This window comes from Moorena producens 3L (genome assembly GCF_000211815.1).
GTDB lineage: Bacteria > Cyanobacteriota > Cyanobacteriia > Cyanobacteriales > Coleofasciculaceae > Moorena > Moorena producens.
In genome coordinates this window covers 255,398-278,383 of the sequence record NZ_GL890825.1, presented here as the reverse complement: position 1 = coordinate 278,383, position 22,986 = coordinate 255,398, and the positions used below count along the sequence as shown (strand labels likewise).

Genomic DNA, 22,986 nt, shown 5'->3' with positions numbered 1-22,986 from the left:
AAATTGCTAAGATGGGACGGTCTATAGAGAACCTGAGCCAAATCCTTGAGTAATTTATCTTACAGCAGAATCAAAAAAAACTAATTCCATGACTGATGGACAATAAATGTCAAGTCGCTTGACCGTAGGTCACGCTGCGCGAACGCTCCAATTCAAAGTTCAAAATTATTAATTCAAAATGATTCGGACAATTCTAGATTTTTAATTTTTAATTTTTAATTTTTAATTCCCCGGGGGGCTTGTACCCGGAATTAATTAATTCAAAATTTGTTCAATGTCTTGATGCAATAGCGAGTGGGGGAAACCACGGCAATAGCGAGTGGTTTGTTCGCGTTCGCCTTTGGCGTGGCCTACGGCCAAGCGTCGCCTTTGGCGATAGTTACCGTAAGACAGGCTCGCCTTAATCAATGGAGGCGCGCTTTCCGCTTGAAGAATTAAATTACGGGGTCGCGCCTCAAGTTTTAACCCTTTTTTGCATAACCTACCAACCATAAAGGCTCAACGTAATCAGGTTTCGTCTCCGGGGGAGACCACGGCAATAGCGAGTGGGGGAAACCCCCAAGACCGCGCTGCCTCCCCAAGACCGCGCTGCCTCCCCAAGACCGCGCTGCATCGCTTCTAGATTTTTAATTTTTAATTTTGAATTTTGAATTCCCCAAAGGGGTCAATGATTTCCCTAACAGGACTTACGCAACAACCCTATCTGTAGGGTGCGTTATTAACTAACCAAGCGCTTTTGTGGAAGCACCTTTGTGGCCGAGTTTTGCGTAAGTCCTGCCTAAGACTTCAAACTCATATCATCTCCGGTACCATCGGTATTGTATACCACAAGAGTGTTTTGCAGGCGGCTCAGCCTTGTGGCTCTCAAGACAAATGACAAAAAAAGCGGACTGGATATCAATTGGTTATTTCTTCCTCTATGGCTTGTTCTATTTCTCTGAGAAGCGCTGGTTTGACTAGATAACGACGAGCTCCTAGTCTGAGAGCTCGCTTTTTGTCTGCTGGGAAGGAGTAGGCAGAAAGGATAACTATAGGGATTGTTGCCCATTGGGATTTCTTGAGTTTTTCGATCAAGGTAAAGCCATCAACTTCTGGTAATTTGAGATCCAGCAGAATCAAGTCAGGTTGAAAGTCGGCGAGGTCTCGTTTAATGGTTAACCCATGGGGTAAAGCGCAAACGTCATACCCTTGCAACTGAAGGTATTCAGTGATAACTTCTCGATTGAAATCGTCATCCTCAATAAATAGGATTTTCTGAACCACAATTACAGATGTTTTTTCATTGCTACATAAATACCAACGGTTTATCCTTTAAACGACCATATGCCTCCGCATCAAAGCGGTACAAATTTCAGGGACGACCTGCTCCATGAGATACTCTTAAACTAGTATCCGCCAGGAATAATAGCTTTAAAAGACGAGGGCTAAAATTGTAATAATCCGAGACGTTTTCAAAAAAAACTGTGGTGTACAGTTGATAAATAGTATAGATATTATTGAGGGTAAATACATCTCGGAACAGGTCAAAGGCGACAGGATTGTCTGCCAATTTGTTGCGCAAATGCCGATAACCATAGTCCAAAATTGGATTATGCTCAAAGGCGAGCTGCGGCACATGCTCGATGGAATACCAGGTAATACCACTGACATGATCTGTGTTGAATTTAGCTTCTTCTAGTCCCACTAGGGCAAAGTAACTGACGGATAGGTAACCCATGGCATAGTGGTGGTTATAGGTAACCTCGACTCTAACCAATTTTGGTTGATAACGACCTAGTTCTCCGAAAGTGTACAGTTGCTCTAGGTTCAGGTTGTTAACTCCAATTTTCTCTGCCCAAATCCGATCGCATAGCGTGGCCATTCGCGTAGCGTGGCCGAAAGGCCAAGGCCAATCGCGTAGCGTGGCCATTCGCGTAGCGTGGCCGAAAGGCCAAGGCCAATCCCCAGCATTGTCTAATGATTCTCCGTCCGACACCAAGGTTCCTGGTAAACTCGATTTACCGAGGAAGGCTTCCTCTTGGAGTACCAAAAGGCGGCTTTGTTGGGTATTGAGGGAAAAAATCACAGGATCAACCCCGACCTGGACGTTGGCTAGAGCTGGTAGTTTGACCTGTTTGGTGCTGCTTTGGGTCATTGGTACAACTGCTCTTGATGGATATAGTCCTTAACCAGAGGAGTCAGTGCTTTTGTATCACCATTCTCACGATACGCTGTAGAGGAAACTGATGGTACCGTAATATCAGCGATCGCTAATTGTGCTCCTAGATGCTTCAACTTTTCTAAACTAGCCTGATCTACTCCATATCCTGAACGAGGTATCACCAGCAACTGTACTTGTTTTAACAATTGTTCAATTTGATACCAACGGGGCATCTGACGGACTAAATCAGCACCAATCACCAGAGTCATGTTTGCCTGTAATCCCCAGCGCTGTTTAGCTAGTGCTATGGTTTCCAAGGTTCTAGAGCTACTCAAGTCGGGGCTGACACGGATCGGATTTTGATACGGGTCAATCTCCTCAATCAGTAACTTGAGCATGTGGGAACGTTGTTCTAGGGTAGTCTGATGAGACTTGAATGGATTATCTGACGCCCAAACCACCACTTGGTCATAGTGATGGGATAGCCACTGGAGAATGGATTGATGAGCACAAGTTGGGGGATCTGCACTGGTACCAAACAGGGCTATATTGACCATAGTTAGTTAAAAGTTAGTTAAAAGCTCAAAGGGGTTTGAGATTAGGTTTGCTCTTCAGTATCTAGTGCGTGAAAAGCGATCTAAGCCTAGGCTTGGGTTTTAGCTTCAGAATTCTAAAATTTAAACGCGCCACGGCTTAGGGTACACTCAAAGGAAACAGAATGGGATGGATGCGCGTCCCGCAATTAAGCGAACGCTTCAACTGCTACACGCTATATATAGCTTATTTGCTTCAGCCCTGAGACCAATGGTGAGAGCCCCCTAGTTGATTGACAAAAGTCCTTAAACTAGGGGGCATGACAGTTGGTACAATGGATATAGCCTGAGAAATCCGACAAATCAAATAGGATTTACTGAGAACTCCAACTGATCAGGACTTATCCAGGAACTCCCTTGAGTAAGGTGCGTTATTAACCCACCTTACTAAGCTGTCGCCTATTTAATTTGTCTATTTTTGAATAAGCGGGAAAAACTATACAATCTTCTCCCCTTGCCGATTCAATTTATAAATCAATTAAATGTAGATGCGACCAATATGTAGATGCGATCAATATAATATGCTTGATGTAGATGTTTTACAGCTTACTTACCTTTCTTCCCACTGTTCTATCTCTTTCATCCCACCACCAATAATCTCTCTAAAAGTGCAACGCCCCTCAAAGTGTGGGAGTTTCAACCGCCCGATACTGTAGCGTGGCCATTCGCGTAGCGTGGCCCAAAGGCCAAGGCCAATCAACTGGTGCGATCTCACCTCCATTGCCTAGGCTAAGCTTGTTTCAAGCCTATTGTTTCAAAATAAACACCGGATCCTGAGCGTTTAATTCAATTCCCTCCTGGTCAAAGAAATCCTTAATCATTTTACGAAGCACTAGCTTGATCTGGTGGTGCTTTCCTGGTTTAACTTTGGTAATGGTTCGTATGGACAGATCAAAATCCCCAAAGTCCTCGATTCCATCCACCTTGGTCGGTTCAAGTACCTCCGAATACTTTTCTTTTAACTGGTGTCCCACCTTTTCAATCACCCTGTACACCTGATCGAGGTCAGCATCATATTCTATGCCAACTTCCACTACAGCATAGATATAATCCTTGGAGTAGTTGGTAATTGAGCCAATATCCCCGTTCCGAATAATATACATTTGACCATTGACGTGTCGAATACGGGTGGTTCTCAGTTCAATCGCCTCCACAATCCCCTCCGCTTCCCCTGTCTGGATATAGTCACCTACCAGGTAGTAGTTTTCAAAGAGGATAAAGAATCCACTAACCATATCGTTAATTAGATTCTGCGCCCCAAGACCCACTGCTAGCCCCACAATGCCAGCACCCGCTAGGATTGGGGTGGCGTCAATTTCTATGGTATCGAGGATCAATATACCCGAACCAAAGTAAATCAAGTACTTCAGTAAACTCTCTAGTACGGGAATAATCGTTAACCGCTTCTTTCGCTGCACATCAGTCAGCTTCGGGTACCTCAGCAGTGCTTCTTGGAGGAACAAATTGGCGATCACGATCAAGCCGCGACTCAGGAAGATGATACCGATAATTTTGACAGCTTTCGATCCATAGGTGGCTAAGTTAGCAATTATCTCTATCTGCTCAACCACCAGGGTGGCAATGCTAACATAGATTATATATTCTAGGCACCGCTTAAAGAAAGGAATCAGATGCCTGAGATTGCTATAGAATCGCAGGATATTCTCAGGGCTAGAGTATTGAACAGTCAGGGTGTCTATGCTATCGATAATGACCACAATGGATCTCAGAATGAGCAACCCGATTCCAATAATCAGATAGATGTTCAGAAGAACGTACAGATACTTAGCTGTGGATTCTGGCACTTTCAGAAACTGGCTACACCAGATTAGGGAAAGCAGCCAGAGTCCACTGGTGAGGATTTTGGTTAAGTAACTAAAGAAATCCTCAATGCTTTCATCACTAGCAGTGATTTGTTCTAGTTTCTTTGCCCGAACACAGCCATAGTTGAGCAAACGCTGCAAGGGTTTTATGGCGAAGGCAACTAGCATCAGAAGGCAGATGCATTTGCCTAACCCAGTGCCAAGGGTTATCCAGAATCCTTTGGGAATATTACTGACTAACCCGAGTGTGTATTCCTTGAGGTCTTTCCCCCGATAGATCAGCCAACTGTTGCCACCAACAATTACAAGGCATAGCGCTATACAACAGATAACGATCAGCGCCTGGAGGTTCCGGCGGAGGTTTCTAGCATTGCTGTTCACCTTTTGGAACCAAGCAACCCTGATCAGTTGCTTGAATAGTCTACTCACCAGCCAGTTGACTAGACAGAAAACTACGATGACCAGGCTGACTTCAGCCAAGATAATAATTATGTTGTTCACTTAACAAATCAGCTCAACCTTTCAGTATAATACAATACTTTACTCATTAAATATAAATTATATTCTTAACTACAATTAAATTGATACCACTACAGGAAGGTTCATCCACCGCCTCATAGCCATAAGTTCATGAAAGTTTCAAAACGTTTTTCTTGACAGTATTCCATGGACAGGAAACGCCTAGGTCGATCTGCGCCATTTGATCACAACTTAAGATCAGATCATCACTTCAGCTTAATTTAACATTTTCTTCACATTTTCTTCATTATTTATCCCTGTTTTTAATTATGCTTCATAATCTTTGCGTAAAAGTTTTAATGGTGTATTTTTTAGTGTATTTTTTTATTTAATGAGACAATTAGACAGGTATCTAAGCCTGGAAAAGCTCACATTCAGATCAGAGCAATAGAACTTAACCCTTCCAAAGCTGACTGCTGAGGGGCTGAGCGCTGAATGGTTACGAGCTATTAGTTTATCCAACTTATAGCACGGAAGTCACGGTCATCACCCTGAGGGTATTACCTAAAGCAATTGCTATGGTGCTATTACAGGGAATCGGGAATCGGGAATCGGGAATCGGGAATCGGGAATCGGGAATCGGGAATCGGGAATCGGGAATCGGGAATCGGGAATCGGGAATCGGGAATCGGGAATCGGGAATCGGGAATCGGGAATCGGGAATCGGGAATCGGGAATCGGGAATCGGGAATCGGGAATCGGGAATCGGGAATCGGGAAAAAATCCTGTCTACCTGATGAATAGGATAACCGCTATTTTAAAAATAAGTAATAGATATAAGAGAGTGAAGAAAGATAATTAAATTAAAAAAGTATTGATAAAATTGCCAACTATTTTAGCCTAAAAGTCCTAAGGTATGTTTTGTTTTTTTTAGGCAGGGTTGATTGGAAAAACGTTCAATTGGCTAGACTTCAGTCTATTAATCATTGGTCATTGGTCATTGTTAACCAGCTTTTATCCTGTTTTAAATGATGTTATTGACAGTTCTAATTCGTGGTTTTTAGAAGCGCTTAATCTTCCCAAAGCAGCAAGGGCATGATTGCCCAGTCACGAAGTCAGGTCAGCTTGAACGCGATCGCGTGGCCGAAAGGCCAAGCTTGATGGTTGAACGCGATCGCGTGGCCGAAAGGCCAAGGTTGAAGCTTGAAGGTTGAAGGTTGAACCCGATCGCGTGGCCGAAAGGCCAAGCTTGATGGTTGAACGCGATCGCGTGGCCGAAAGGCCAAGGTCGATGGTTTGATAGTTTGAAGGTTTGATGGTTGAAGATTAGAGGCTTAAGAACTGAAAGCCGGATGTATAACTGGCCACCTGTAACGTTAAACCTGTCAAATATAAACTTTAAAGTTAAATATGCACATTATAACGTTAAACCTGTAACTTGTAACGTTAAACCTGTAACCTGTAACTTTCAACCTGTAACTTTCAACCTGTAACTTTCAACCTGTAACCTTCAACCTGTAACCTTGGCCTTTCGGCCACGCGATCGCGTTCAAGCTGTAACCTGTAACTTTCAACCTGTAACCTGTAACCTGTAACCTGTAATCTGTGACCATTCAACTGATCAGGTGATATATGCTAAAAAAAGCCATCGTATTAGTATCTATCGTACTGCTTGCCTTCGGTACAGTTGTAGCAATTGATAGCTTCGAGGGATATAAAGATAGGATAACCATTGCGATCGCAGCTCCGTTAAGCAATGCTAGTGAATCAGCACAACGCTCAGGCAGAGCAATGGTAGACGGTGCTGAACTTTACATTAACCAAGTTAACAAGGCTGGCGGTGTTAAGGGCAAAAAGTTGAAGCTAGAGGTTTATGATGACCAAGGCAATCCGGATGTGGCACGCCAGGTTGCTCAGAAGATTGCTCAATCAAATGCGATCGCAGTGATTGGTCATTACAGTAGTGGGGTATCTACGGCTGCTGGCAAAGTTTATCAAGACCATAAGATTCCTGCGGTGACCGGCTCAGCTACTGCTGATGCGGTCACCCAATCGAACACTTGGTATTTTCGCACCATTTTTTCTAACAGTGCTCAGGGTACTTTTATCGCCAATTATATCCAAAAGATTCTGGGATCTTCCAAGATTAGCCTAGTTTACAGCCCCAGCACTTATGGCTTGACCTTAGGGAAGACTGTTGAAGAGACGTTTCGGGAGTTAGGGGGAGAAGTAGTAAGTAAGTGGGTATTAGGGGATGATATAGACCAAGCCATAGAAACGATTTATCAAGATTTATTGGCTTTAAACAATAGCGGGAAAGACCCAGGAGTGATTGTGATGACAGCGAATCGCAATCAAGTGGCTGGATTAATTGCAAAAATGAGGAGTTCTGGGATGAATTTCCCCATTTTTGGCGGTGACTCCTTAGCCGAAATATCCCTGGGGCAACGGTTTGAAGACTCCCCAGAGGAGATGGATGAACCAGGCTTCTTTACCAATGGAATTTATGCCATTGCTCCGATTATTTTTGACATTTCTGATGATGGGGGTCAACAGTTCAGAAACGAATTTGAAAAGAAGTACAAACAAGCGCCGGGATGGGTGGCGACTTGCTATTATGATGCGGCAAAAGCCATTGTTGAGGCAATTAAGCGCTCTGATCTTACCTGGGACGATTTACCCAAAAACCGTTTGATGCTCAAAGAGAGCTTAGCAACTATTAATAGCCAGGAAACGGCGTTCAAGGGGGCAACCAGAAATATTTATTTTGACTATTACGGCAATGCAGTAGCACCAGTTTTTGTGGGTATTTTTGATAGAAGAAATTTTATTTCAGCGTTTAGCCAGCTGCAAATAATACCGGACTTACGGGCTGTTGCTAATCTGCAAGAACAGCTCGACAGTGGTGAAATTGTAAAGGTTGGTAATAACTATATGGTAAAAACCCATATCGTTTACACCGGGATGGATATCAATGAGATTAGTCACATAGATGAAAAAACGTCCTCCTATTTGGTGGATTTTTACATTTGGTTTAGGTACCAAGGCGATATTACTGCAGACCAAATCGAGTTCACAAATTATGGCATTGAGCGGCTAGATTCAGGAGAAAAATTGACCTTAAAGGAACCGATAGATACAGATTTAAACGATGATATAAATTATAAAGTATACCGGGTTAAAGGCGATTTTCATGAAAAGTTTGATTTTCATGATTACCCGTTTGACCATCAGACTCTATCAGCGAGATTTCGACATATTAACCTAACTCGGGACAAGCTAATTTATGTAGTGGACTTCGTGGGAATGCGAGATACCACTACAGAAGAAGTTCTCAAAAATTGGGAGAGAGCTAAAGTGTTTGAGAAGATTACCGATTGGAGTGTTGAGAATGCTACCTTTTTCCAGGATACGGTGATTAACGATTCCACTTTGGGCAATCGACGATTTATCGACACAGATTCAGATATCGAATATTCCCGATTCAATGTGGTTATTAAAATCAAGCGGGATTTAGTCAGTTTCAGTATCAAGAATCTATTGCCTCTACTGTTTTTTGTGGTGGTGGGATACCTGTTCATGTTTCTCCCTTTCGATCACATGTCCGTAGAAGCAGTAAGTGGCTTGCTACTAGCGATTGTATTTTACCATTTGAGCTTGATAGAAGGACTACCGGAGGGGGTTGGCTATGTAGTGGCTCTCGACTATGCCTTTTTTATCGTTTACGTACTCAATGGCTTACAGTTGTTGATGGTGGTGATTGGGAATAGTGAGGGGTTTCAGTCTGGTAAAATCAAGATTAGCAAATTAATGGAGTTTGGAAGAGTGGCGTTTCCAGTAATTTTGGTAGTTTACACGTCTCTTCTGTGCTGGCGGTATTTGTAGCAATTTGTTAATTGTTAATTGTGATTTGAAATTTAACATTTGCCTTTTACCTTTTGGAGGTAGCTATGGTGAGCTGTTGTAGGGCATCAGAAATTTCTACAGGTAGTGGGGTGGGCTGATGAAGTTGTCGCGTTGAGGTGGCAAGACTGGCAACAGAAGCAGCTGTGCGTTTTTGTATCACGTCTAAGGATTCTGGCAGCTTGAGTCGTTGACCTTGTTTGATGACTTGTTCCAGCAGAGGTTGCTCATGATCTTGGCAGGATTCACTCATCAATCCTAGCCGGTCTTTGATAACTGTATCTTGGTGAAATTGGCGATAGATTTGCTTGCGCCCTGGATAGGTGATTTTGCTACTGGACTGTTTCATGGTGGGAATGCCATCAATTTCTACTAATTTGTAGACTCCATTGACTGGGTTTCCAGTGACTAGCCGAGTTCCGAGTCCATAACCGTCGATACAAGCACCAGCCTGTTTGAGTCTGGCTATTTCATACTCGTCTAAATCCCCACTGGCAAAAATTGAGACATTGGGTAAATGCGATCGCACTTTTTGGGACAAGGTGACTAAATCCCCAGAATCCAAACGTACTCCAGTCACTTGGATTTCCCCAGCTGCGATTCGTTGAGCCAGACTCTTAGCGGCTGCTACAGTATCGTAGGTATCTATTAATAAGGGAGCATTGGGAAAATAGCGATAAAAGGCCGTAAAGGCATCCTGCTCACTTCCAGATACTGCTGTGATCGCCATCACCAAAGCATGAGCCATGGTTCCTTGAGGCTGACATCCTAATTTCAGGGCTGCTAATACATTAGATGTGCCATCCAATCCAGCTGCTATAGCTGCTCGTGCTGCCCACAGGGATGCCTGAGGACTAAAGGCCCGTCGAGTGCCAAACTCTAGTAAGGTAGCCTCGGCCCCCGCCACATCTCTTAGCCGTGCTGCCTTAGTGGCAATCAAGGTCTGATAGTTAATTGTATTGAGTAGGTAAGTTTCTACTATCTGTGCTTGCCACAGAGGAGCATCCACCCGCAAAAACGGTTCATTAGCAAATATTGCTGTTCCCTCGGGCACTGCCCAGACATCACCGGTGAAGCTTGCTTCTGCTAAGAGTGACCAAAACTGTTCCGGTGCTCCCTGAAAAATGCCTGTCTCTTTTAATGCGTCCAGTGCCTGGGGACTAAAGCGAAACTGTTCCAGGTAGTCCAGTACCTGAGCGAGTCCCATAGCAATCAAGTAACCAAAGCCATTAGGTAAACGTCGCGCAAATAGTTCAAAGGAAGCTGGTTTTTGGGCTAAGCCTTCACCGCTATAACAGGCTGTCATGGTCAGCTGATACAGGTCAGTTAATAAGCTATAGTCCTCAGCTGTAGGTATTAATTCCTGGTCTTTAGGGTTCATAATAGTACTGTTTAAGGAGTAATGTTTAACATAAGGTAAAGGAACTTTAAATAGGTACAGATTTTTTAACAATCCTCTCAAAATTACCAAACAAATCTTAGTGATTAGTCAAGCTTGAGAAAAGTATTGCAAATATTACCAAACAAATATTACTAATCCTGGCACTGAATCGATAATCCTCGATAAGATAAAGTACACCAGACAGAAACGTCTTTCAGTCTGTACTCACAGTTAAGACTCAATAATTTGAGAACAGCAATTTGATGACAGCATGGCAGTACTCACGAACCACCAGAAAAGGGAAAGGTTCGCGCTAATTATAGCCACTGCTGTTTTCAACTCTAACTCAACTAATTCAGGAGAGCAATTTTATGGCTTTTTACAAACTATTGGAAAGCAGTATTCAATATCTTTCTGAAGCAGTAGCTAGGATTTTTGGTCCTAATGATGACATTTATCCTGCTATTGGTGTTCAACCCTTTAGCGGTGACCCCTTTGAGCAGAAAGAGGCATCTTGGTAAATTCGATTTTAGCTATAATATGAACCCTGGGTTATAGCGGTTCTTGCTGGAATACAAAACACCCTTAGGGGCGCACGCCGTGCGCCCTTAAGGGTGTTGTGGGGTTGCCTATTGGTGGGATGATTTAAGCTGGAAGCGAACACTGTGATGCAGTAGCTTGGCCGTAGCGCATTAGCTGATAGCTGATAGCTGACGGCTGAATGCTTACCTCATAACTCCCTACTCCCTACTCCCATTAACTCAGCGGTTGCCAATTTTCTAGTGGTTTACCTTGACAAAATGTAAGCATTCAGCTATCAGCTATCAGCGATCAGCTATCAGCGATCAGCGATCAGCTATCAGCTATCAGCCATTGGCCACGCTACGGAAATGGCCAGGCTACTGTTCGCGCAGCACCTCAAGTAGCGCAATCGGTGCTTTTAGGTGCGACCCGTGGCGAATTTAATAATTAGATGCGGAAAGCGCACCTTTGAATAAAATAAGCTGACCACTGACCGCTGACCACTGATGGCTGACGGCTAACGGCTGACGGCTGACCACTGACCGCTGAATGCTTACGACAAAATTGCTTTCACTTTTGCTTTAAACATTTCAAACTCTTCTGGTGTTGGTTGAACTTGCTGCCAACTTTCCCGTTCCTGTAAAGCTGTTTGCCAATTTTGCACTGAGGGATAGTCTGCTAAAGAAACGCCGATCTTGCTGAGAAAATATACTGACAAACCGGCGACAATATCGGCTAACGTAAATTGCCCTTCTACAAAGTAGTTTTTATCGCCCAATTTTTCGCTATAAAATTTCATCACTGTGGCAACTTGTTTTTGAGCTTGTTCTAATTTTTTTGCTTCTACTTCAATCTCCAAGTTATGGCGCATAAAGGTTACGATAGCAGGAGCAAGCTCATTGACATTGACCAGTTGTATCATCCTCACTGTAGCAATAGCTTGGGGGTCAGTAGGCATCAGAGCAGGAGTTGGATATTTAGCTTCTAAATAATCTAAGATGGCTAAGGATTCTATCACTTTAAATCCATCATCGATTAGGACTGGGATGTGATGAAAGGGATTGATTTCAATAAATTCTGGCGTAAATTGATCTCCATCTAATTTTATTTCAACAGGCTCAAAGTCAATCTGTTTTTCTAATAAAGCAATCCATACCCGTCGGGCATTGTTGGACATAGGATTATTGTAAAACTGTAACATTGACTCAACTCTCCCTTACTATCAACGTTTGATTGATTCTTAGTTTAATATCTACTTTCAAGCACAAGCTCATAACTTGAGCTATTTCAAGAACCCTTCAACCCAAGCTGAGGATTTGACTTAAAAAGAACCCTAGTGCTGCACTACCGATAGGAACTGTGAGATTATCAATCCCGAACTTGGAGAAGGCTTCTAATAGTGTGGCAAAAAATGCGATCGCAATTGACATCAACCAGGTTTCCCAGACATTACCTTGAACAGCGAAAAGGATCAGGCTACTGACGACATAGCTAGTGACAGCCATGGTTCCAGACCCTTCCCAGCTTTTTTGCATCCCCCAAGCCTGATAGGGATGTTGGCCAAATTTCTGACCAATCAGTCCTGCCAATCCATCCCCCCATGCCATCACTAAAATACCAATAGCGGCATACTGGAATTGTTGTAAGGGCCAAAACCAGGCAATCACGACACCAATACTGACAGCATAGAAGAAAGTGCCTAGGCTTTTGCGCCCAACGCTGTTAATACCAGGCAAAATAGGAATGTAATAGGACAAAAGAGCGATCGCACCAGCGATAACTGATGCCAAGATACCTACCCAGGCAGGTATTTGTAGCCACCAAGCCACTAAAATAACGTTACCGGTGCCAATGTGAACAATTTTACGGGTAATTTCTGAATCCCTGGCGGTGCGCTGATGTAGTGTTTCCGCCAGCAGCACAATCGCACCGAGACCGACAGCAATCAGTGCAATTTGCAGCCATAGGGTTGGGATTGATTCTATCCAGGTTACAGAATTAAACAAGGATCTGATGGCAGCATACTTTAAGACCTATTTATTACTGTATTAGATGGGGTGACCATTACATGAAACTTTTACTGATTTGGCTAATTCGAGGCTATCGAGCTTTTATTTCGCCCCTATTTCCTCCAGTCTGTCGCTTTCGCCCAACCTGTTCCCAGTATGCTATCCAAGCGATTGAGCGGTTTGGTGTCTGTCGGGGTGGTTGGCTAGGAATTCGGCGTATTCTACGGTGTCATCCTCTCTATCCAGGGGGTTATGATCCCGTGCCTGACGTTTATCCTAATGGTAATAGGGATAAATCTAGAAGTGTTGAACTTCGGAACAGGGAACAGGAAACAGGGAACAGGGAACAGGGAACAGGGAACAGGGAATAATTAGTGGCTCTTGTGGTTTGAGTATGGTAAAAAAGTAGTTAAATCATGCAAGAGGCAAAAGGCAAGAGGCAAAAGGCAAAAGGCAAAAGTTGGTTTTAGGTTGAGTTTTTTAGGTGTTAAAAATGTGACCGTTAAAAGACTTTAAATATTTTCTAATTTTGCCAAAAGATATGCTTCGCGCTGATCAACGCTTTTTGATAACTCCAAAAATGCCCAAAAGAAAAACTATAGCGGTTCTCATAGTAATGAGAGTAATGAGGTAAACAGAATTTTTACCACTTCCGACTTCCCTACTCCCTACTCCCTACTCCCTACTCCCTACTCCCTACTCCCTACTCCCTACTCCCGACTCCCTCGCAACCAACTGCTAGTAATTACCTCAAGCAATTGAGAACTGCAACTATGAAACCTTATCAGCAAATCCCAATTGTAGAGTGTGGAGAACCCCTCATCCCCATTCCCTTAGCACAATTTGCCGCTCGTAACCCTCACCCCTACCAAAAACTGGGGGCACCTTATGGTAAGGCTTCCCCTTATTATCTGCGCGAGAGTGTGATAGAAGCACTCTTTGTGGCTCAAAGCCAACTCCAACAGCAGCATCCAGGTTGGCGCATCCAGATTTTTGATGGCTATCGACCGGTGGAAGTCCAACAATTCATGGTTGACCATACTTTTGCCCAAGTAGCTCAGGCACAACAACTCAACCCAAGCATCCTATCGGAACAACAACAGCAAGCGATTTGGGAACAAGTCTATCAATTTTGGGCAGTACCCAGCTCTAACCCCATGACTCCACCCCCTCACAGTACAGGTGCTGCCTTAGATATTACCCTGGTGGATGCCACCGGTGAAACCATTGATATGGGCTCTGAGATTGATGAAGTCTCACCACGCTCCCATCCCGATTATTACGCCAATCAGCAAGACTTGCCTTATCACTACAATCGACAGCTGTTAAAAAATTTAATGTACTCGGCTGGGTTCCGGTGTCATCCTAGAGAGTGGTGGCATTTTTGCCTCGGAGACCAAATGTGGGCTTGGCTGCGCAATCAAGAAGATTCAACCAATACCTTGATGGCACGATATGGTGGTGTTGAGTGCGGAGCCTGTTGAGTCCTGAGACTGAGTCGGAGAGTGGGTCAGTCCTAAGTGGGGAGCGTGCTAAATGGGGAGCGTGGTGATAGCTCAGTTGCTGCTAAGATGGTTTAGCAGTGGCATTGTAGTGGAATTATTAATCAAGTAGCTCAAAGAATGCTACAAATAGACCATTTTTTATTGCCCCTCTTGCCTGTCTTGGCCCTCCTGCTATCTCTCCCTGGCATTAAAGCAAAATGGTATCAGATATCCTATAAAAACAATTAAAAAATAACGATTACTTAAGGTTATATAAGATTTATGATGGCACCTAAGCAAGTATACGTCCTTTTATTTAATGCCCGGACAGAAAACGAGGGAATTCACACTATCCAAATTGGCGATAAGCAAACGGTATTGATGTTTGAAAAAGAAGACGATGCTACCCGCTTTGCTTTATTGCTCGAAGCTCAGGATTTCCCAACACCCACCGTGGAAGCTATCGATCTAGAAGAGATTGAGGAGTTTTGCCAATCGGCTGGTTATGAGTCGGAGTTGGTTAGTGAAGGAATGTTGGCCATGCCACCGGAAACAAATCTAGAAAAGACGGATTGGCAACCTGACCTCAAGAAAACCGAAGAACCTGACCTCAAGAAAACCGAAGAATCAGAAATATCAGATCTAGACCGCATTCGCCGTCAGTTGGAAAATTTATTGTAAGCTGATAAAAATTTGAGGAATACATTTGAACCGTCCACCTTCAGCCGTCAACCAAACAACCAAACAACCTATCCTTCACCGAACGCCAAAGGCGAACAACCAAACAACTAAACAACCTATCCTTCACCGAACGCCAAAGGCAAATAACCTTGGCCAAAAGGCCACCCTAGGCAAACAAACTACCCTAAGGGAACGCCAAAGGCGAACAACCTTGCCCAAAAGGCCACGCTAAGCGAACAACCTTAAACCCTTAAACCAAATAACCTTCAACCAAATAACCTTCAACCTTCAACCTTCAACCAATGACTAAATAATATAATGCAAAATTTAGAACAACGGGGACATCTACTGACCGAACAGATTAATCCCAATAGTCAGAACCTTGACCAGCTGACATCCCTAGAGTTAGTCGATCTATTTAATCAAGAGGATACCAAAACCCTAGATGCGATCGCAGCAGCTCGTAGCGAGCTAGCTCAAGCCATTGACTGCACTGCAAAGGCATTGCGTCAAGGAGGATGCCTCTTCTACGTGGGAGCTGGTACCAGTGGACGCTTGGGAGTCCTCGATGCTGCCGAATGTCCCCCCACCTTTTGTACACCCCCAGACCTAGTCCAAGGGATCATTGCTGGAGGAGCAGGGGCGTTGGTGCGGAGTTCTGAAGATTTGGAAGACCGACAGGAAGATGGTGCAAAAGCGATCGCCCATCGCCGGGTACATGACCTAGATGTGGTGGTAGGCATTACCGCAGGTGGGACCACACCCTTTGTCCACGGCGCACTCCAAGAGGCACGAGGGCGGGGCGCAACCACGATTGCGATCGCTTGTGTCCCCCCTGAACAGGTCAGTATTGATGCTGATATTGATATTCGGCTGCTAGTTGGTCCGGAAGTCCTAGCTGGCTCTACTCGCCTCAAAGCCGGTACTGTCACTAAAATGGCCTTGAACATCCTTTCTACAGGAGCGATGGTAAAGCTTGGCAAAGTCTACGGCAATCGCATGGTAGATGTGGCAGTGACCAACAAGAAACTTCATGACCGAGCCCTGCGCATCCTCAAAGACCTGACCAACCTCAGCCGAGAAGACTGCGCTCACTTACTAGAGCGCAGTGGCAGGCAGGTAAAACTAGCGCTACTAATGTACTGGACAGGATTAGACCAGCTAGAGGGAGCCAGCTTCCTAGAGCAAAACCAAAGTGATCTCAGGGCCGCTCTCCAAAGTTGGAAACAAACTAGTACTCCATCAAAATTGAATTGATAATGTTTAACGGATCAGAGACTACTGTCACTTTGGTGATCATACTCGTAGCCCTCGGTGTTCTAGGTTGGGGCTATAACCGCGCTCGTTCTTACGGCAAGCTAGGAATTTTAGCCTGGTTGCAGTCAGTAGTCTTGACACTGCCCTGGCTATTATTCTTTGGCTTAGTCAGCATGGGAATTTACCTGAATATCGTTGGGATCCTATTTCTGCTAGTCGCTTCCACCGGCCTATACATCTACTTGGGCAGGCTCTTACGTGCAGCAGGTCAAGATGAAGTTTGGCGGGAGCGTGCCACCAAACTGTTCGAGGAGCAACAACAAAGCAAGGATGCCCAAAAGTCTGAGGAGCAAGATACTGCAGCTTACAAAAATTTAACTGCCGTATCCGAGGGTCCGAATACCACCAGGATCGGAGTAGCTACAATTCCTGATGAAGACCTACAAGTTATTAAAGGGATTTTTGGGATTGATACGTTCTTTGCTACGGAAACTATAAAATATCAGGAAGGGGCAATTTTTACAGGCAATCTGCGGGGAAACGATGCCGAATTGGTACATTCTCGTTTGTCAGCTAATCTAGAGGAAAAATTAAGCGATCGCTATCGGCTATTTTTAGTCGATAATCCAGAAGGGAAACCAGTTGTCATTATCTTGCCCAGTACCAATGACCCACGAACCACTACAGTTCCGCAAAAAATATTAGCCCTTGTCCTGGTAATTGCGACATTTTTCACCACTTTAGAAGTATCTGGGTTACTGCTTGACTTTGATTTATTCAGTGAACCTGAACGGTTTCGGGAAGCCTTACCGATTACCATCGGAATTTGGATAGTTCTCATTACCCATGAACTCGGTCACTGGTGGCAAGCCAAAGCTCACGACGTTCGCCTCAGCCTACCCTTTTTCCTTCCCAGCTTGCAAATCGGCTCATTTGGTGCTATGGTTCGCTTCGAATCCCTATTACCCAATCGAAAAGTATTATTTGATATTTCCATAGCCGGACCAGCCGTAGGTGGTGTAGTGTCTCTAGTGATGCTGATTTCAGGATTAGTCCTTTCTCATCAAGGCAGTGCTTTTCAGGTGCCAGTGGAATTCTTCCAAGGGTCAATTTTAGTCGGAGGGCTGGCAAAGTTAGTGCTTGGTAGTGCTATCCAAGAGTCTTTAGTGGATGTTCACCCTCTCACCATTGTCGGTTGGCTAGGTTTAACCATAACAGCCTTGAACCTAATGCCCGCAGGACAACTAGATGGTGGGCGAATTGTCCAAGCTATCTACGGACGCAAAACTGCTCGACTTACTACCATTGCCACCTTAGTGATTTTGGGGATTTTGGCCTTAATCAATCCAGCCAATCCCATAATTTTGTACTGGGGAATCTTGATTTTGTTCTTGCAGCGGGGTTTGGAGCGTCCTAGCCTCAATGAAATTACCGAACTCGATGATACTCGAGCATTGTGGGGGTTATTGGCGTTGTTTTTAATGGTCGCAACTCTGATTCCCATTAATCCCGCTTTGGCAGGAAGGCTGGGAATTGGGGGCTAATTTCAAGGGTTGAAGATTGTTCGCGTAGCGTGGCCTTTAGGCCAAGGTTGAAGGTTGAAGGTTGAAGGTTGAACGGTTGAAGGTTGAAGGTTGAACGGTTGAACGGTTGAAGGTTGAACGGTTGAAGGTTGAACGGTTGAAGGTTGAACGGTTGAAGGTTGAACGGTTGAAGGTTGAACGGTTGAAGGTTGAACGGTTGAAGGTTGAACGGTTGAAGGTTGAACGGTTGAACGGTTGAACGGTTGAAGGTTGAACGGTTGAAAGTTGAACGCGATCACGTGGCCTTTGGCCAAGGTTGTTAAGTTGAACGCGATGGACTTCGTCCCGCTTTGCTGCGAAGCGCGTGGCCTTTGGCCAAGGTTGTTAAGTTGAAGTGTAAGCATTCAGCTATCAGCCAATCCGCTAGGCCAAGGGCTTTTCCCCAGACTTTCAATTCTGATTAATATCGAACTATTAAATTCTCCCGTTTGCGCATTGCGCATTGCACATAGGCGCAAGCTACGCGAACGGCTGAATGCTTACCCAAATTCAAAAATGGTCAATGGGTTTCATCATACAACCATCATCACCTCGGCCCGTGCAGGTGGGTGGGCTGCTTCCGGATGCTTATAGCACTACGCATTCAGATGTTTGACATTGTCTTGATGCAATAGCGAGTGGGGGAAACCCCCAAGACCGCTTAGGTGCGCTTTCCGTTGGCGAATTAAATTCGCCACGGGTCGCACCTCTGCATCGCTCCTAAACTCCGAAACTTATTCATAGCTTACTTTTGACTTCTGACTTCTAACTTCTGACTTGCGCGTAGCGCTATATGACCCAAACTATACTCCAGAACTGGGGGAACTTTTCGGAGTTGCAAGCCCATAGTAGGGTCTAAAAAAACCAGGTTCTGGTCCCGACAGCCGTCAACCAGTTGGAACCTGGTATTCTAGCTTAGGGAATCGGAGACCGTAGTACAATGACCTTTGAACTGGTGTGGGCGTACGAAGCGTTTGTGGCAGTGTTTGTTGTATGTTACAGATGGTTTCAAGGTGTATCCCAACTACATCCCGGATGGAGACCAGATATCGTCAACAAGTTGTATATGACCCGAGGTTCGGGTGATTTCACTCGATTGAGGCACGATCTGGCTCGGCTACATCCCAAGACTTTGTGTTACTCGAAGTCAGTAGAAATGCTGAAGCATTCGATAGGACTGTTAGTGCATTACCTGAAGTTAGCCGGAGGTGCCGGTGCCACCGAGGCAAATACCTGTCTATCCCTGATTCATCCCGTAATTCAGTAACGCTTTGGAGTTTAGTCATGTCTATGTTGAATTGGAGAAGCAAACATGGTCAATCTGCATAAGAAGTACGAAGTTCAGAATGTTCAACAAAATCGTTCAGAACACGACCCTTTTACTTTGAAAAGGTACGAACAATTCTTCAGTTTTTTTCAGAAAGGAGCTGTAAAGATTCTTGATGTAGGTTGCAATACGGGTAGAGGTGGATTACGTTTTAAGGAGTTGAACCCGAACCTGACATTATTTGGTCTTGATTGTGTACAAGAAAGATTAGATGTTTTGCCTGAGTGCTATTCACAAAAAGTCTATGGTCTTTCAACAGACATACCTATGGAAGATCGATTTTTTGATGTGATTACTGCTGGTGAGTTTCTTGAACACCTGTATCCTGCCGATGTAGATAAAACATTATGTGAATTCCAAAGAGTGTTGAAGATTGGCGGAAGGCTGTTGCTTACCACTCCCAATCCTAATTACATAAAAAATAAAATCATTGGAATGTCAGTTTACGGTGTCAGCCATTTAACTCAGCATTTTCCAGAAGTTCTGCGATTGAGATTGCAAATGCATGGATTCTCAGGAGTTAAATTATATGGATCAGGTAGGGTATCCCAGTATTTAGGTTGGCATTTTCCGTTGATGTCAATCTATGGTAGCTATCTCGTTGTAGCAAATAAGTACTGAGCAGGCTAAGATTACCGTGGTGCATCTCACTGTCTTGAGGCAAAGCGCGAGTGGGGGAAACCCCCTCAGGTCGGCGCATCCCTTGCTTTTGCAATTAGGCAAAAATTCCCGCGAAAATTCCTACACTCCCCACACTTCCCACACTTCCCCTTCTTTTTTACAAATATGAGATGCACCCTCCCACTCTCCCCCTAGTAGCCCTGATCGAGAATGTAGGAAAATTCCGAAAAATCACTCTTCTCGATTCCCACCACCAAGAAGTTAATTTGAATAAATAGTGAAAATCAATAGTACCCCGAAGGGTACTGTCAATATCCGACAGCTATAGAACACTAGAATTATCAGTTCATCAAGTTGTTCAGGAATTGGGGTGAGGGAAAGATGGCCAGTAATCAAGAACGTTCTTACGATGTGATTGGATTTGGTGTTGACATCCTCCCTCGTTAAATCAAAGATTATAACGAGGGATTCCTAAGACTCACGACTTAGGTTTCTGCTTCTTAGCACTAGCCTTCCGAGACTTACTCTCTTCAGGTCTTACAGTCGCTCCACAGACTGACACGGCAAGCCCTGCCGCCAAGATATTAATTGATGCATTAATATCGCGATCATGGTGAGCGTTACAAGATGGGCAATCCCATTCCCGGATACTCAGAGGCAAAGATTCCACACGATTAAGGCATACAGAACACAACTTAGTACTGGGAAACCATCTGTCAATGGAAATAGCTTTACGGTTGTACCATTCTGATTTATATTTGACCTGACGGATTATTTCACCCCAGTTAGCATCACTGATTACCTGAGCTAGTTTGTAATTTTTCACCATATTTTTCACCGCTAAATCCTCGAACACAATCAATTGGTTTTCTTTGACCAGTTGAGTGGTTAGCTTGTGAGTAAAATCTCTTCTAGCATCCTTGATTTTTGCGTGTATCTTAGCTACCTTTAATCTTGCCTTGTAACGATTGTTAGAACCTTTTTGTTTTCGTGACAAAGCTTTTTGGTATTTAGCTAATTTTTTCTTTAGTTTTTTAAAATGCTTGGGATTAGGAATTTTGTCGCCGTTACTGGTCGTGATTAAACTGGTAATCCCCAAGTCAAAACCAATTTGTTTATCCTTTGGAGGCAAGCTCAAGTCTCTATAGTCATTGAATCTAATTGAGATATGCCACCGTTCGCATGGATCTAAGCTGACCGTAACGGTACTTGGATTGCAGTTTTTAGGTAATTGACGACTCCAACGAATAGGTAAAGGTTCTTTGCATTTAGCCAGATAAATTTGATTGTCTTTCCATTTAAATGCCGATTTTGTCAATTCTGCACTACCACCGTTACGTTTTTTCTTGAAGTTCGGATATTTTGTTCGACCTGCAAAGAAATTAGTAAAAGCGGTTTGAAGATGTCTCAATCCCTGTTGAAGTGGTACACAGCTAACTTCATTTAAGAAAAATAAGTCATCCTGTTTTTTCCATCCTGTCAACATTGAGGAAGTTTCTTTGTAACTAATCCGTTTTTGGTTTTCGTACCATCCTTTGGTTCTAGCGTCTAAGGCTTTGTTGTAAACCAGCCTTACACAGCCTAAAGTTCTTCTCAACAGGTTCTCCTGTTCAGAGGTTGGGTAAAAACGGTAACGGTAAGCTTTTTCAGTCATATTCACATTGTAAGATATTAAATGTGAACTTTCAAGACAAAATTCAAACTCTGTCCTTCCGGAGACGAAACCTTAGAATAGTGGTTTGTTCGCGAACAAACCACTATTCTAAGGGAACTTCTGACCTTTCCTCTCACCGCTAAATCTCGCGATTATAGCGGGAGTCTCCAGGAAGGCGAACAGATGAAGGCAATGTGGCAATTCTTCCAGGGGGTAGGCTTTCCTGGAATGCCCTCCTGTGTAAGGTCAATGGCAGTGAAGCAGAGGAATTTGCTAAAGCAGGTGCTAAACCCTCTGCTAAGATTCTCGAAGAGATGAATTTCGTGGAAACTTGGCTAAAGGGTATCGGAGCGAAAGCCGTTAAGCCAGCATCTGAACTTTATATCCGCCATGCAGGCAATATTACTGGTGTAGTAGACCCTCTCTATGGCTCCCAAATGCTCTTAGGTGGCACACCGAATTGGTCTGCTTTGGGAACCTTTGGCTATCATTTTGATGTGCGCGGTGGTATCGAAGGTCTTGGTAACAGAGCCTCTGAGAACGGGATAAAAAGTGTAAGTTTTAGTAAGCCAATTTTCAACATTGGCATCCAGCATGCCCAAATTAAGACAGTTCCTAATTTAACCGTTGTTAGTCCTGGTTCTGGTTTTCAAGGGTTTGCTTCATCCGCTGGTAGAATTGTGGAATTCAATGCTGGTGTTGGTCAGGCATTGGGGATAGCTGCCATTACTGCTCTTCTTTCTGGCAGAAACCTAAGTAATGTATCCAACTCTGAGGTCAGAAAAGTACTTTTAAGCACTAAGCAACTTCCTCGCGTCTATGGATATGCTAATAATAATGAAGCTAAGAAATTGAAGAATTTTGAGTCTTTATTAGTGCTGGTTTGAGAGACTTTTGATTAAGTAAATCTTACAGCCGTTTTCCTGACGGGGCGACAAGCGCCCTGTCAGCTTATATGGTCAAACTTGGGTGAGTTTTATGGAGTCGTTTTGGGATTTGGTGAAGGAGTTAATGAGCTTAAATCCCAATAAACTGGAGTATTATTTACGAGGTATAAGAGCTAGGTCGCTTATTATGGTTACATTCTAGCTTCCATGTCACCCCTTCAGGATAAACGACTATCGACTGGAATTCAGAATACAAACCTACCAGTAAGTGGTTGATTAGTTTTGTCAGTCAACCCGCGCTTGTTCTGTCAGCTTTATAGCCATTCATGTCGCCCCCCCAGCAAAAATGACATGCTCCCTCCCGGTAGCGGTGGGCTAAGGTGTTTTTGTTACTTAATTCAACAAAACTTTATAAAGTTAAGAAAATCTTATGCTTATAGGTTACACCAATCTGTTAAAGTTACAAGAGAAATAATTGAAAGAAAGGAAAATCATGATACTATTAAGGCTGTAGTTAAAGCCTATCAAGAGCAAGAGAAAACTTGACATATATTGACATATAAATCATCTTAATGTTATGAATGACAATGTATCTAGATAATTACATCAAAAAAAGGAATTTTGTAAAGAACAATTACGATTTTTATATCAACTCAGGAAATTAACAAAAAAGATTTCACTAT

24 protein-coding genes and 1 pseudogene are annotated in these 22,986 nt (G+C 43.8%); 12 read left to right on the top strand and 13 right to left on the bottom strand.

Annotated features, from left to right (window positions below):
• Window positions 1-255: 255 nt before the first annotated feature.
• The 7 genes and pseudogenes from LYNGBM3L_RS42755 to LYNGBM3L_RS03975 all read right to left on the bottom strand — a co-directional run bounded on the left by LYNGBM3L_RS42755 (window position 256) and on the right by LYNGBM3L_RS03975 (window position 5,057).
• Window positions 256-492, bottom strand: a complete 237-nt coding sequence (locus LYNGBM3L_RS42755) for a hypothetical protein (RefSeq protein ID WP_154659668.1) — start codon at window positions 490-492, stop codon at window positions 256-258.
• Entirely contained in the window at window positions 482-613 is a 132-nt protein-coding gene (locus tag LYNGBM3L_RS48355; RefSeq protein ID WP_267871982.1) for a hypothetical protein, read from the bottom strand. The genes LYNGBM3L_RS42755 and LYNGBM3L_RS48355 overlap by 11 nt, the downstream gene beginning before the upstream one ends.
• Before the next feature lie 284 nt (window positions 614-897).
• Window positions 898-1,263 (bottom strand): response regulator, encoded by a 366-nt coding sequence (locus LYNGBM3L_RS03990; RefSeq protein WP_008179375.1) that lies wholly within the window; start codon window positions 1,261-1,263, stop codon window positions 898-900.
• A 22-nt stretch (window positions 1,264-1,285) separates the two neighbouring features.
• Window positions 1,286-2,134, bottom strand: a pseudogene (locus LYNGBM3L_RS49295) (NUDIX hydrolase).
• Window positions 2,131-2,697: a nicotinate-nucleotide adenylyltransferase gene (locus LYNGBM3L_RS03980; RefSeq protein ID WP_008179371.1), complete on the bottom strand. Its 567-nt coding sequence runs from the start codon at window positions 2,695-2,697 to the stop codon at window positions 2,131-2,133. The pseudogene LYNGBM3L_RS49295 and the gene LYNGBM3L_RS03980 overlap by 4 nt, the downstream one beginning before the upstream one ends.
• 586 nt (window positions 2,698-3,283) lie before the next feature.
• Window positions 3,284-3,448, bottom strand: coding sequence for a hypothetical protein (locus LYNGBM3L_RS42750; RefSeq protein WP_154659667.1), 165 nt, complete (start codon window positions 3,446-3,448; stop codon window positions 3,284-3,286).
• Window positions 3,449-3,479: 31 nt separating this feature from the next.
• Window positions 3,480-5,057: a mechanosensitive ion channel family protein gene (locus tag LYNGBM3L_RS03975; protein ID WP_008179367.1), complete on the bottom strand. Its 1,578-nt coding sequence runs from the start codon at window positions 5,055-5,057 to the stop codon at window positions 3,480-3,482.
• 536 nt (window positions 5,058-5,593) lie between these two features.
• Here LYNGBM3L_RS03975 and LYNGBM3L_RS42745 point away from each other — a divergent pair.
• A complete protein-coding gene (locus LYNGBM3L_RS42745) occupies window positions 5,594-5,812 on the top strand; it encodes a hypothetical protein (RefSeq protein WP_008179364.1) in 219 nt (72 codons plus the stop codon).
• A gap of 318 nt (window positions 5,813-6,130) precedes the next feature.
• Here the strand turns inward: LYNGBM3L_RS42745 and LYNGBM3L_RS42740 are convergent, their stop codons facing one another.
• Window positions 6,131-6,301: a hypothetical protein gene (locus LYNGBM3L_RS42740; RefSeq protein WP_154659666.1), complete on the bottom strand. Its 171-nt coding sequence runs from the start codon at window positions 6,299-6,301 to the stop codon at window positions 6,131-6,133.
• Between the two features lie 346 nt (window positions 6,302-6,647).
• Here LYNGBM3L_RS42740 and LYNGBM3L_RS03965 point away from each other — a divergent pair, with 346 nt between their 5' ends.
• Window positions 6,648-8,900 carry an ABC transporter substrate-binding protein gene (locus LYNGBM3L_RS03965; protein WP_008179362.1) on the top strand — a complete coding sequence of 751 codons (2,253 nt, stop codon included), beginning with the start codon at window positions 6,648-6,650 and terminating at the stop codon, window positions 8,898-8,900.
• Between the two features lie 46 nt (window positions 8,901-8,946).
• Here LYNGBM3L_RS03965 and LYNGBM3L_RS03960 read toward each other — a convergent pair whose 3' ends face one another.
• Window positions 8,947-10,299 (bottom strand): nicotinate phosphoribosyltransferase, encoded by a 1,353-nt coding sequence (locus tag LYNGBM3L_RS03960; RefSeq protein WP_008179360.1) that lies wholly within the window; start codon window positions 10,297-10,299, stop codon window positions 8,947-8,949.
• A 371-nt stretch (window positions 10,300-10,670) separates the two neighbouring features.
• Here LYNGBM3L_RS03960 and LYNGBM3L_RS45415 point away from each other — a divergent pair, with 371 nt between their 5' ends.
• Window positions 10,671-10,820, top strand: coding sequence for a hypothetical protein (locus tag LYNGBM3L_RS45415; protein WP_008179358.1), 150 nt, complete (start codon window positions 10,671-10,673; stop codon window positions 10,818-10,820).
• Window positions 10,821-11,374: 554 nt separating this feature from the next.
• Here LYNGBM3L_RS45415 and LYNGBM3L_RS03955 read toward each other — a convergent pair.
• Together LYNGBM3L_RS03955 and LYNGBM3L_RS03950 are read right to left on the bottom strand one after the other, a co-directional pair.
• Window positions 11,375-12,022 (bottom strand): glutathione S-transferase family protein, encoded by a 648-nt coding sequence (locus LYNGBM3L_RS03955; protein WP_008179356.1) that lies wholly within the window; start codon window positions 12,020-12,022, stop codon window positions 11,375-11,377.
• 97 nt (window positions 12,023-12,119) lie between these two features.
• Window positions 12,120-12,827, bottom strand: coding sequence for a diacylglycerol/polyprenol kinase family protein (locus LYNGBM3L_RS03950; protein ID WP_008179354.1), 708 nt, complete (start codon window positions 12,825-12,827; stop codon window positions 12,120-12,122).
• 62 nt (window positions 12,828-12,889) lie between these two features.
• Here LYNGBM3L_RS03950 and yidD point away from each other — a divergent pair, with 62 nt between their 5' ends.
• From yidD to LYNGBM3L_RS03925, 6 genes are all read left to right on the top strand, one after another.
• Window positions 12,890-13,201: a membrane protein insertion efficiency factor YidD gene (gene yidD / locus LYNGBM3L_RS03945; protein ID WP_008179352.1), complete on the top strand. Its 312-nt coding sequence runs from the start codon at window positions 12,890-12,892 to the stop codon at window positions 13,199-13,201.
• A gap of 402 nt (window positions 13,202-13,603) precedes the next feature.
• Window positions 13,604-14,314, top strand: coding sequence for a M15 family metallopeptidase (locus tag LYNGBM3L_RS03940; protein ID WP_008179350.1), 711 nt, complete (start codon window positions 13,604-13,606; stop codon window positions 14,312-14,314).
• Between the two features lie 282 nt (window positions 14,315-14,596).
• Window positions 14,597-14,995: a DUF3110 domain-containing protein gene (locus LYNGBM3L_RS03935; RefSeq protein WP_044492183.1), complete on the top strand. Its 399-nt coding sequence runs from the start codon at window positions 14,597-14,599 to the stop codon at window positions 14,993-14,995.
• A gap of 25 nt (window positions 14,996-15,020) precedes the next feature.
• Window positions 15,021-15,227: a hypothetical protein gene (locus LYNGBM3L_RS39605; protein WP_131826930.1), complete on the top strand. Its 207-nt coding sequence runs from the start codon at window positions 15,021-15,023 to the stop codon at window positions 15,225-15,227.
• Window positions 15,228-15,313: 86 nt separating this feature from the next.
• Window positions 15,314-16,252, top strand: a complete 939-nt coding sequence (gene murQ, locus LYNGBM3L_RS03930) for an N-acetylmuramic acid 6-phosphate etherase (RefSeq protein ID WP_008179345.1) — start codon at window positions 15,314-15,316, stop codon at window positions 16,250-16,252.
• A 2-nt stretch (window positions 16,253-16,254) separates the two neighbouring features.
• Window positions 16,255-17,796, top strand: coding sequence for a site-2 protease family protein (locus LYNGBM3L_RS03925; RefSeq protein WP_008179343.1), 1,542 nt, complete (start codon window positions 16,255-16,257; stop codon window positions 17,794-17,796).
• A 2-nt stretch (window positions 17,797-17,798) separates the two neighbouring features.
• On the opposite strand, the gene LYNGBM3L_RS46950 is transcribed toward LYNGBM3L_RS03925, so the two are convergent.
• A complete protein-coding gene (locus LYNGBM3L_RS46950) occupies window positions 17,799-18,179 on the bottom strand; it encodes a hypothetical protein (protein WP_229414286.1) in 381 nt (126 codons plus the stop codon).
• 575 nt (window positions 18,180-18,754) lie between these two features.
• Here LYNGBM3L_RS46950 and LYNGBM3L_RS03920 point away from each other — a divergent pair.
• Together LYNGBM3L_RS03920 and LYNGBM3L_RS03915 are read left to right on the top strand one after the other, a co-directional pair.
• On the top strand, window positions 18,755-19,081 hold the full coding sequence (locus LYNGBM3L_RS03920) for an IS1 family transposase (protein ID WP_008179341.1): 327 nt from the start codon (window positions 18,755-18,757) through the stop codon (window positions 19,079-19,081).
• Window positions 19,082-19,126: 45 nt separating this feature from the next.
• Window positions 19,127-19,762, top strand: coding sequence for a class I SAM-dependent methyltransferase (locus LYNGBM3L_RS03915; protein WP_008179339.1), 636 nt, complete (start codon window positions 19,127-19,129; stop codon window positions 19,760-19,762).
• Between the two features lie 478 nt (window positions 19,763-20,240).
• Here the strand turns inward: LYNGBM3L_RS03915 and LYNGBM3L_RS03910 are convergent, their stop codons facing one another.
• Window positions 20,241-21,416 (bottom strand): RNA-guided endonuclease InsQ/TnpB family protein, encoded by a 1,176-nt coding sequence (locus LYNGBM3L_RS03910; protein ID WP_008179337.1) that lies wholly within the window; start codon window positions 21,414-21,416, stop codon window positions 20,241-20,243.
• A gap of 194 nt (window positions 21,417-21,610) precedes the next feature.
• Between LYNGBM3L_RS03910 and LYNGBM3L_RS03905 the strand changes: the two genes are divergently transcribed.
• The gene (locus tag LYNGBM3L_RS03905) at window positions 21,611-22,303 is read left to right on the top strand and encodes an FAD-dependent oxidoreductase (RefSeq protein WP_008179335.1); all 693 of its coding nucleotides are present in this window, start codon (window positions 21,611-21,613) and stop codon (window positions 22,301-22,303) included.
• Window positions 22,304-22,986 lie beyond the last annotated feature (683 nt).

What these genes read in the sequence shown, in the direction of transcription:
- LYNGBM3L_RS03915 (WP_008179339.1), top strand. Translation starts at nt 19,127, where the DNA reads ATGGTCAATCTGCATAAGAAGTACGAAGTTCAGAATGTTCAACAAAAT.
- LYNGBM3L_RS48355 (WP_267871982.1), bottom strand. Translation starts at nt 613, where the DNA reads ATGCAGCGCGGTCTTGGGGAGGCAGCGCGGTCTTGGGGAGGCAGCGCG.
- LYNGBM3L_RS03955 (WP_008179356.1), bottom strand. Translation starts at nt 12,022, where the DNA reads ATGTTACAGTTTTACAATAATCCTATGTCCAACAATGCCCGACGGGTA.
- LYNGBM3L_RS03940 (WP_008179350.1), top strand. Translation starts at nt 13,604, where the DNA reads ATGAAACCTTATCAGCAAATCCCAATTGTAGAGTGTGGAGAACCCCTC.
- LYNGBM3L_RS45415 (WP_008179358.1), top strand. Translation starts at nt 10,671, where the DNA reads ATGGCTTTTTACAAACTATTGGAAAGCAGTATTCAATATCTTTCTGAA.
- LYNGBM3L_RS42745 (WP_008179364.1), top strand. Translation starts at nt 5,594, where the DNA reads ATGGTGCTATTACAGGGAATCGGGAATCGGGAATCGGGAATCGGGAAT.
- LYNGBM3L_RS03910 (WP_008179337.1), bottom strand. Translation starts at nt 21,416, where the DNA reads ATGACTGAAAAAGCTTACCGTTACCGTTTTTACCCAACCTCTGAACAG.
- LYNGBM3L_RS03960 (WP_008179360.1), bottom strand. Translation starts at nt 10,299, where the DNA reads ATGAACCCTAAAGACCAGGAATTAATACCTACAGCTGAGGACTATAGC.
- LYNGBM3L_RS46950 (WP_229414286.1), bottom strand. Translation starts at nt 18,179, where the DNA reads ATGCTTACACTTCAACTTAACAACCTTGGCCAAAGGCCACGCGCTTCG.
- LYNGBM3L_RS03935 (WP_044492183.1), top strand. Translation starts at nt 14,597, where the DNA reads ATGATGGCACCTAAGCAAGTATACGTCCTTTTATTTAATGCCCGGACA.
- LYNGBM3L_RS03980 (WP_008179371.1), bottom strand. Translation starts at nt 2,697, where the DNA reads ATGGTCAATATAGCCCTGTTTGGTACCAGTGCAGATCCCCCAACTTGT.
- LYNGBM3L_RS42755 (WP_154659668.1), bottom strand. Translation starts at nt 492, where the DNA reads ATGGTTGGTAGGTTATGCAAAAAAGGGTTAAAACTTGAGGCGCGACCC.
- murQ (WP_008179345.1), top strand. Translation starts at nt 15,314, where the DNA reads ATGCAAAATTTAGAACAACGGGGACATCTACTGACCGAACAGATTAAT.
- yidD (WP_008179352.1), top strand. Translation starts at nt 12,890, where the DNA reads ATGAAACTTTTACTGATTTGGCTAATTCGAGGCTATCGAGCTTTTATT.
- LYNGBM3L_RS03925 (WP_008179343.1), top strand. Translation starts at nt 16,255, where the DNA reads ATGTTTAACGGATCAGAGACTACTGTCACTTTGGTGATCATACTCGTA.
- LYNGBM3L_RS03965 (WP_008179362.1), top strand. Translation starts at nt 6,648, where the DNA reads ATGCTAAAAAAAGCCATCGTATTAGTATCTATCGTACTGCTTGCCTTC.
- LYNGBM3L_RS03920 (WP_008179341.1), top strand. Translation starts at nt 18,755, where the DNA reads ATGACCTTTGAACTGGTGTGGGCGTACGAAGCGTTTGTGGCAGTGTTT.